The following is a 9632-nucleotide window of genomic DNA, read 5'->3' on the forward strand; positions in this document are numbered from 1 at the left end:
CACCCCCGCCACCAACTCCTCCACCGGAGTCGACGGCGCACGATACTCCCGAGCCTCGAACACCGGATCCGGCAACGCCCGCCGATCCAACTTGCCGTTGGGTGTCAGAGGCAGGGTTTCGAGCACGACGATCGAGTCCGGAATCATGTAGCCCGCCAGGAATCCGCCGATGCTGGTGAGCAGTTCCGGTACGTCGAGGTGACTACCGGACTCAGGAACCACGTACCCGACCAAGCGATCGCCGAACTCTCGACTCGACCGCACTTCCGCCACGGCTGCGGCGACACCGTCGGCACGGAGCAACGCAGACTCGATCTCTCCCAGCTCTATCCGGAAGCCTCTCAGCTGCACCTGGGAGTCGCTGCGCCCTGCGTATTCGAGAACTCCGCTCGAGTTCCAGCGAGCCACGTCACCGGTGCGATACAGACGTCCCCCGACACGATCGAACGGATCGGCCACGAATCGCGACGCGGACAGCGCAGCGCGTCCCGTGTAACCCCGTGAGAGCTGATTGCCCGCGACGTAGACCTCACCCGGCATCCCCACTGCGGTGGGCCGCAGTCGTGAATCCAGAACGTACACACCGAAGCCGGGCAGCCCGCGCCCGATCGCCGATGCCGCCCCGAGCACCGCCATCGACTCGTCGAGTTCATGGAACGACACGTGCACGGTCGTTTCGGTGATTCCGTACATGTTCACCAGTACCGGTGCGCCCGCATGCCTGTTGTACCACCCCGACAGACGACCGAGGTCCAAGGCCTCGCCGCCGAACACGACGTAACGCAACGCCAAGTCGGCACCGCCGGCCACACGGTCCGCCTCCACCAGTTGGTAGAAGGCAGACGGCGTCTGGCTGAGCACAGTCACCTGCTCTGCAGTCAACAATCTCAGGAAAGCCTCGGGTGACCGGGATGTGAAGTAGTCCACCACCACCAACCTGCCACCGTGCAGCAGCGGTCCCCACAGTTCCCAGACCGAGAAGTCGAACGCGAACGAGTGGAACATCGTCCACACATCGTCGGATCCGAAGTCGAATTTCGGTCCTACGTTCGCAAACAATTCGACGACGTTGCGATGTGAGATCACAACACCTTTGGGGCGTCCGGTCGAACCCGATGTGTAGATGACGTACGCCGCGTTTGCGGGCCGCAGCGCCCCTGTCCGCTCGTGGTCCCCGATCGGACCGTCCGCCTGTGTCGCCGACTCCTCGTCGGGATGGCCGAGGGTCACGATGGACGCCCATGGCGCGTCGATCGTCTCGCTGCCTGCTGCGTCGGTCACGACCGATACCGGTCGAGCGTCGTCGAGAATGTAGGCAATGCGCTCGGCCGGGTTGGTCAGGTCCACCGGTAGGTACGCCGCGCCGGCCTTCGATACGGCCAGCAGCGCCACGATCAGTTCCGCAGTGCGCGGCAGGGCGACCGCAACCAACCGTTCCGGACCGGCACCGTCCTCGATCAACCTGCGCGCCAGTACATTCGAGCGACGATCCAGTTCCGAGTAACTCAGCGACGAGCTTCCGACCGTCAGCGCAGTGGAATTCGCATACCGGGCGGCGCTCGACGAGAACAGCGAAACCAGCGTGTCGGACTCAACGACGTCGACACCCGGCTGGTTCCATTCCGACGTGACCAGTTGGTGTTCGCCGTCGAGCAGAACCGACAACTCGCCTATCGAGCTGGTCGCGTCCGACGCCATGGCCGTGAGCAGAGCAACGAGTCGTTCCACGATGCGTTCTGCATCGGCGAACTCGAAGAGATCGCTGAAGTACTTGAGCGTGAACCGAATCCGGCTGTCCGCGACGACCAACAAGGTCAACGGATAGTGCGTGTTGTCGTCCGATTCGATACCGACGACGGACATGCCGTCGATAGCCGTCGCCTGCTCGGCCAGACCTTCTTGATCGACCGGATACGACTCGAAGACGGTCAACGTGTCGAACAGATCGCTCCGGCCGACTGCGCCGTGGATGTCCGTCAGACTCACATGGTGATGCTCGAGCAGATCGGCCTGCTCGGACTGAGTACGGGTCAGAAATGCCTCGACGGATTCGGTGTCGTCCATCCGAATCCGCACCGGAATGGTGTTGATGAACAAGCCCACCATGTCCTCGACCCCGACGAGATCGGCGGGACGCCCGGATACGGTCGCGCCGAAGACCACGTCGTCCTGACCCAGCATCCTCCCGAGCAGTATCGCCCAGGCACTCTGGACCACGGTATTGATGGTGACTCCGAGACGAGCGCCGATGTCGACCAGGGCCGTCGTAGTGGATTCGTCCAAGGCTGCTTCGATTCGACCGGAACGTGCCGATATCTGACGAAGCCCGGATGCAGCGGCGACCGATGTCGGATCGCCGAGACCGCTCAGAGCACGAGTCCAGGCAGCGATGGACTCGGCCCGATCGCGTCCGCTGAGCCAGGACAGGAAGTTTCGGTACGAACGCGTGCGGGGAAGCACCGAGGCGTCGCCCTTCACCGCGTACAGGACCATCAGGTCCTTCATGAGCAGCGGTAGGGACCATCCGTCCAGGAGGACATGATGGTTGGTGAAGACCAACCGGTAGTGAGTGTCGTCCAGCTTCACCAAGCTGAAACGCAGCATCGGACCCGCGGTCAGATCGAACTGACGAGCTTGGTCCTCGGCAGCGAATGCGGCTGCAGCAGCATCACGTTCCGACACGGGCGTCCCGCCGAGATTCACTTCCTGCCAAGGTACTTCGACGTCACGGAGCACTATCTGAACTCGGCTGCCGTCACTGGTCTCGCCGAACACGACGCGTAGATTGTCGTGGCGGTCGAGCAGCGCCTGGGCCGCACCGCGCAGCCGATTCGCGTCGACCGCGCCTTCCAGCGCCAGCACGATCTGCATCGTGTAGACGTCGACGGACTCGTCGGCGAGCATCGCGTGGAACAGCAGCCCTGCCTGCAGCGGGGCGAGTGGCCACACATCGTCGACGGCCGACACTCGGGAGACGCTGGGGTAACGCCCTTCCCACTTCTCCAGCTCGCGTTGAGTCACTGTCACCAACGGAACGTCGGACGGGGTGAGGCCGCCCGCCGTCCCGGTCGCGACTCTGTGCGCGATTGCGGTCAATCCCTCGATCCACAGGTCCGCGAACTCGCGAACGTCCTCGCCGTCGAGGGCACCGGACGCGTAGGCGACAGTTGCCTGCAAACGCGGCCCCTCGGGTGAGTCGGCGACGACGGCGTTGATGTCGACGGTCTTGTTCGCCGGCATGTCGGCATTACCGATCGCGTTCAGATCTCCGAGATCTCGCGCCGGCAGCCAACCGACCGTGTCGAATCCTTCGGGGATGTCGCCCGCGGTGACGCGGCCCAGGTAGTTGAAGCTGATCTGACCAGCAGACAGCGGAGCCAGATCGCGTGCCGTGTCCTCGTTCAAGAATCTGAGCATGCCGTAGCCCATCCCCTTGTCCGGGATGGCCAACAGCTGTTCCTTGACCGCTTTGACCGCCCGGTCGGTTTCCGGGCTTCCGATCAGTGCCTGTGCGATGTCGATTCCGGTCAGGTCGAGCTTCACCGGGAACACGCTCGTGAACCATCCGACGGTACGAGACAGGTCGGCACCGGGTAGAACGTCCTCTTCTCGTCCGTGCCCTTCGAGCTGGACGATGCCGACTGCAGATTCGACCCCACGCTTGCTGCGCCAGTGCGCCAAGCCGAGCGCCAGGCCCGCGAGCAACCCGTCGTTGACACCGCCTCGGAAGAACTCCGGGACCGAGGTCAGCAGCTCCGCCGTCACATCCGCCGGCACGGCGACATCGAATCGCTCCACGGTTGCCGCCACATCGACGGTCGGGTCGAACGAACGCGCGCCGAGGGCCGGATCGACACTGGAGCCGATCGCTGTCCAGAAAGGCAGTTCGGCAATGCGTCGCGCGGAACGGGCATCCGTGGCCAAGCCGTGAGACCACCGGCGCAGCGAGGTGCCGACGGCAGGCAGGCTGGGAATTCCGTTCTGCGACAACTGGATCCAAGCGGACATCAGGTCGGGAACCAGCACTCGCCAGGACACACCGTCGATGACCAGGTGGTGTGCGACGATCACCAGTCGACCGGTTCTCTCGGTGCCGAAATCGATCCACACCAGGCGAAGCATCACGCCCGCAGACGGATCCAACTGCGACAGCGCTGCGTTCAGCGCGCCTGAGGCCGTTGCGGTGACATCGTCCGGAGAGGCGGACGGATCGACGACCACATGGTCGATCAGCCCATCGACATCGACCTGCCCCGGGGCGGCAACGTCGAGTCCGAATCCACGGTGGTCGTGTGTCAGCGTGGATCGCAGAGCATCATGGTGATCCACCACCGCGGTCAGGGTTGCCACCAGTGCGGACCGGTCGACGGCCTGCGGCAGCTCCAGGGTGAGGTTCTGAGTGAACCGTGAGTATCCGCCACCCTGCGTGACCAACGACTGTGCGAAAGGCGTGAGCGGCATCCAGCCGACTCCTCCGCCGTCGAGCTCGTCCAGAACGGCGACGGTCTCGCCGCTTCGTCCGGCGATCTCGGCCAAGCCGGCAATGCTCTTGCGCTCGAAGACGTCCCGCGGAGTGATGGCGACTCCGGCGGCCTTGGCGCGTGAGACGAGCTGAATGGAGACGATGCTGTCGCCACCGAGAGCGAAGAACGAATCGTCCACGCCGATGTTCTCACGACCGAGGACGTCCGCGAACACGCCCGCGAGAATTCTCTCGACATCGGTGGAGGGTGCTCGAAATCCCGCCCCCGTGTCGAGCGCAGGGGCCGGGAGCGCCTTGCGGTCGAGCTTGCCACTGGAACCGAGAGGGAATTCGGTCAGCTCGATCACTGCGGTAGGCACCATGTACTCGGGTACGCGTCGGCCCACTCCTGCCAACAGTGCCGTCTGGTCCACCGTTGTGCCGGGTGCGGCCACCACGTACGCAACCAGCTTGTCTCCGATGGCGTCGTCGTTTCGGACCATGACAACGGTGCGCGAGACGGATTCGTCCGCGAGCACCGCGGCTTCGATTTCTCCGAGCTCGATCCGCTGCCCACGAAGCTTGACCTGGAAGTCCGTCCGGCCGATGTACTCGATCTCGCCGTCTTCGGTCCAGGTGACTCGGTCACCCGTGCGATACATACGGCTTCCGTCGTCGCCGAACGGGTCGGCCACGAAACGGTCCGCCGTCAGATCCGGACGTGAGATGTATCCCCGTGCGAGTTGCACGCCCGCCAGATAGAGCTCACCGGCGACCCCGGCCGGGACGGGATGCAGACGTGAATCCAGCACGTGGACACGGGTGTTCCACAGCGGCCTGCCGATGGGAACACCTCCCTGATCGGAATCGACGACCTCGTGTTCGGTCACTTCCACCGCGGCCTCTGTGGGGCCGTAGAGGTTGTGCACGCGCACACCGGGGAGGGCGCGGCGAACCGAGTGCGCCACCTTCGCGGTCAGCGCCTCACCCGATGCGAACACCCGAGTCAACGTGCGCGCCTCGCTCATCCCCTCGAACTCGGCGAACACGGCGAGCAGCGAGGGAACGAAATGTACTGTCGTGACAGATTTTTCGACGATGACACGCGCCAGGTACGCCGGATCACGATGCCCGTCGGGGACGGCCAGCACCAGAGTTGCCCCGGTCTGCAGGGGCCAGAACAGCTCCCACACCGATACATCGAAGGTCACCGGAGTCTTCTGCAGGACAACATCGTCCGTGCCGAGTCGATATCTGTCCTGCCGCCACCGAAGGTAGTTGCAGACAGCGGAGTGCGCCACGGCGACACCCTTCGGCATGCCCGTCGAGCCCGACGTGAAGATCACGTAGGCCGTGTTCTGCGGACCGAGAACGGCGAGTCGCTCGGTGTCGCGAAGTCGATCCGCGGGGTACCCACTCAGGTCGAGCGTATCGACGTCGACCGCTGTGGACGACACACTCGGAATCGAGGGCACCCGCCCCGCCGTCAGCACCAGAACCGGGTCGGCGGTACGCAGGATGTGCTCGATTCGCTCCTCCGGCTGGTCCGGATCGACGGGGACGTAGGCCCCGCCCGCCTCGAGGATCGCATACATCGCGACGAGCATCGACGTACTACGCCGAATCATCAGTCCTACAAGAGCTTCGGGACCGACGCCCGCGGCGACCAGATAGCGGGCCAACCGATCGACCCGTTGTGCGAAGGTGCGGTAGTCGAGTGTCTCGTTCTCGAATACGACAGCAGGTGCAGACGGAGTCCTGGCCACCTGATCTCGAAAGAGCGAGACCAATGTCGCGTCGGGCAGGGGGTGGACGGTGTCGTTGACGATCCGGTCGAAGCTGTCCCTCTCGAGCGGGAACAGGACGTCGATGTCCCCCACCACGACGGCCGGGTCCGCAGTGACCGCATCGAGTACGGAGACGAATCGGTCCCAGAACTTGCTGATGGTGCCTTCGTCGAACAGATCCGTCGAGTAGGTCCACGCGACCGACATCGCAGCAGGTTCGGTGTCGGTGCGCGGCGTGTGCTCGACGGTTATCTGAAGGTCGAATTTGGCGCTGACCACGTCGAGGTCGACGCCCGAGATCGTCAAGCCAGGAAGCTCGAGTGCGGTCACGCCGATGTTCTCGAACGACAGCATGACCTGGAACAGCGGGTGCCGGGCCGTCGAGCGCGCGGGTGAGATCACGTCGACCAGTCGCTCGAACGGAACGTCGGCGTGGCCGAACGCCGTCAGGTCGAGTTCGCGAACCCCGGTCAGGAAGTCGCGGAACGCGATTGCCGGGTTCACCTCCGTCCGGAGCACCAGGGTGTTGACGAACATGCCGATGACATCGTCGAGAGCCTCGTCGCCGCGCCCCGCAACCGGTGTGCCGATTGCGATGTCGTCGGTACCGGACAGCCTGGCAAGAACGATCGCCAGTGCCGCGTGCACCACCATGAACGTGGTGCTGTCGTGGTAGCGCGCGACGGCGGTGATTCGATCGGCGATGTCCGGGTCGAGGTGTGCGGTGAAGACGGCACCGGCGTCGGTCGATACTGCCGGTCGAGGGCGATCGGACGGCAGATCCAACTGGTCCGGCAGGCCCGCCAAGGCCGAGGTCCAATAGGATTCCTGGGCGCTGATCAACGAGGACGTGTCGTCCTCGGATCCGAGGACATCGCGCTGCCACAACGTGTAGTCGATGTATTGCACAGCCAGCGGGGTCCAGTCCGGGGCGCGACCGGCGGCACGAGCACTGTATGCGACCATGACGTCACGGGTCAGTGGTACCAACGAAAAGCCGTCCGCGGCAATGTGATGCACCACAAGTACGAGGATGTGCTCGCCTTCGGTGACCCGAAACAGTCTCGCGCGCAACGGAACGTGCTGTGTGACGTCGAACCCGCCGAGTACGGTTTCGGTGATCTGCGGTGCGATCTGCTCGGCCGAGATGTCCAGCGGTTCGAGATCGGGCAGCGCGTCTGCAACCGGAACGAGAACCTGATGACCGATGCCGTCGACCTCGGGGTACACGGTGCGCAGCGGCTCGTGCCGCCCGACCACGTCGGCAACCGCGGCCACCAATGCCTCTGTGTCGAGCGCTCCGGTCAGGCGGATCGCCAGCGGAATGTTGTTCACCGACGACTCGGGCTCGAACTGGTTGAGGAACCACATTCGCTTCTGCGCCAGTGACAACGGCGATTGCGCCGGCCGAGCGTACGGTTGCAGCGGCGGCCGGCCACCGGCACCGCGCTCGATCTCCTCGTCGGCCATCCGCGCGAGCCTGGCAATGGTCGGTGCCTCGAAGAACGCCCTGACGTCGATTCGAATGCCGAGCGCTGAATTGGCCCGCCCGATGACTCGGGTCGCACTGAGCGAGTTGCCACCGATCTCGAAGAAGTTGTCGTCGATACCCACCCGTTCGACACCGAGAACGTGTGCGAATGCGTCGGCGAGTACCGTTTCGGTCTCGGTCTCCGGCGCGCGGTACTTCGTCACGGCCGCAGAGAGATCGGGTTCGGGAAGAGCCGCCCGGTCCAGCTTTCCGTTCGCGTTCAACGGGAATCGATCCAGCTCGACGAACACTGCGGGCACCATGTACGACGGGAGCTGCTCACGAACGAGCCGAGCGAGCGCGTCGTGCTCCACCGGAGCATCGGTGGTGAGGTACGCGACGAGCAGTTGATTGCTCGGATTGTCGGAATTGACCAGTGCCACCGCACCACTCACGGCCGGGTGCCGGGTGAGCGCCGCCTCGACCTCACCGAGCTCGATTCTGAGCCCACGCAGTTTGACCTGAAAGTCCGTGCGCCCGAGGTACTGCAGCTCACCGGCCGAATCGGCCGCTGTCGACGGCACCACTCGCACGAGGTCACCGGTTCGGTACATCCTCTCGCCCGGTCCTCCGAACGGGTTCGCGACGAATCGGTCCGAGGTGAGTCCACTGCGGCCCAGATAACCACGAGCGAGCGCAGGACCGGCGAGGTACAGCTCTCCCGGAGTACCGTCGGGCACCGGCTGCAGACGACTGTCCAGAACGGTTGCCGCCGTGCGTGGTACCGGGTTACCGATCGTGACGCCGCGCCCAGCCTCGAGGCGGGCGTAGCACGAGATGATGGTGGTTTCGGTGGGTCCGTACCCGTTGAAGTACGTTCGCCCCGGAGCCCATTCACCGACGAGCTCGTCGGTGCTGGCGTCGCCACCCACCGAAACCACTCGCACGTTCGGGTGGTCTGCCGCGTCGACGGTTCCCAGCACGCCAGGCGTGATGATGGTGTGGGTGACCCGCTGCTCGGTCAGCAGCTCGGTGAGCTCCGAACCGCCGATGATGTCCGCTGGCGCGACCACCAGCGAGCCGCCGCGGTGGAACGCGCACAGCAGCTCCAACACGGACGGATCGAAGCTCAAAGCGCAGATGTGCAGAAACCGCGTGGTCTCGTCGAGACCGTAGAGTTCCGAGGCCGTCTCCACCAGAGGCTGCAATCCGGTGTGGGTGACGACGACACCCTTCGGAGTGCCCGTCGACCCCGAGGTATAGATGACGTATGCGGGGTGCTCCGGGAGCAGTGCCGACCGTCGATCCTCGTCGAGGATCGGTTCCGCAGACGCACCGTCGATCTCGGCCTGCGCTTCGGCATCGTCCAGGACGAGCCACCGTGGCCCACTCGGCAGCCCGGTGGAGAATTCACCGATGGTGATGCCGAGAGCCGCGCCCGAGTCGGTCACCATGTGAGCGATGCGCTCGACGGGGAGTTTCGGATCGACGGGCACGTACGCCGCACCGGATTTCGCGATCGCCCAGATCGCCACGACGGACTCGATCGACCGACGGATCCCGAGCGCCACGACGGTATCGGGTCCTGCACCTCGGCCGATGAGGACTCGGGCCAGCTGTGACGAACGCTGGTCCAGCTCCTCGTACGACATGGTGGCGGAGCCGCAGAAGACGGCAATCTTGCTGGGATCGAGTTCGACGGCCGCGGTGAGCAGCTGCGGAAGCAGCGCCGCCCGAGCCACCCTGCGTCGCCGCTCGGGGCGCCTCCGCCTGGGTTCGCTCTGCCGACGGGCGGTGCCGTTCTCGTGCGGGGAGGTCATCCGGCCACCACCAGCGGACGGGGTGAAACGCCACTGCGCGCACTGGTCCCGCAAGGAGCGGTTCCCCGCTCGAATGACACGTGGTCGGTCGC

At 64.9% G+C, this 9632-nt stretch carries 1 protein-coding gene; it reads right to left on the reverse strand.

Annotation, left to right across the window (positions count from 1 at the left end; genetic code table 11):
* On the reverse strand, window positions 1-9540 hold a 9540-nt coding region (locus CH291_RS01090), incomplete at its 3' end, for a non-ribosomal peptide synthetase (protein WP_143545863.1).
* Window positions 9541-9632: the final 92 nt, after the last annotated feature.

The organism is Rhodococcus sp. 14-1411-2a (assembly GCF_002259485.1).
Taxonomy (GTDB): Bacteria; Actinomycetota; Actinomycetes; order Mycobacteriales; family Mycobacteriaceae; genus Rhodococcoides.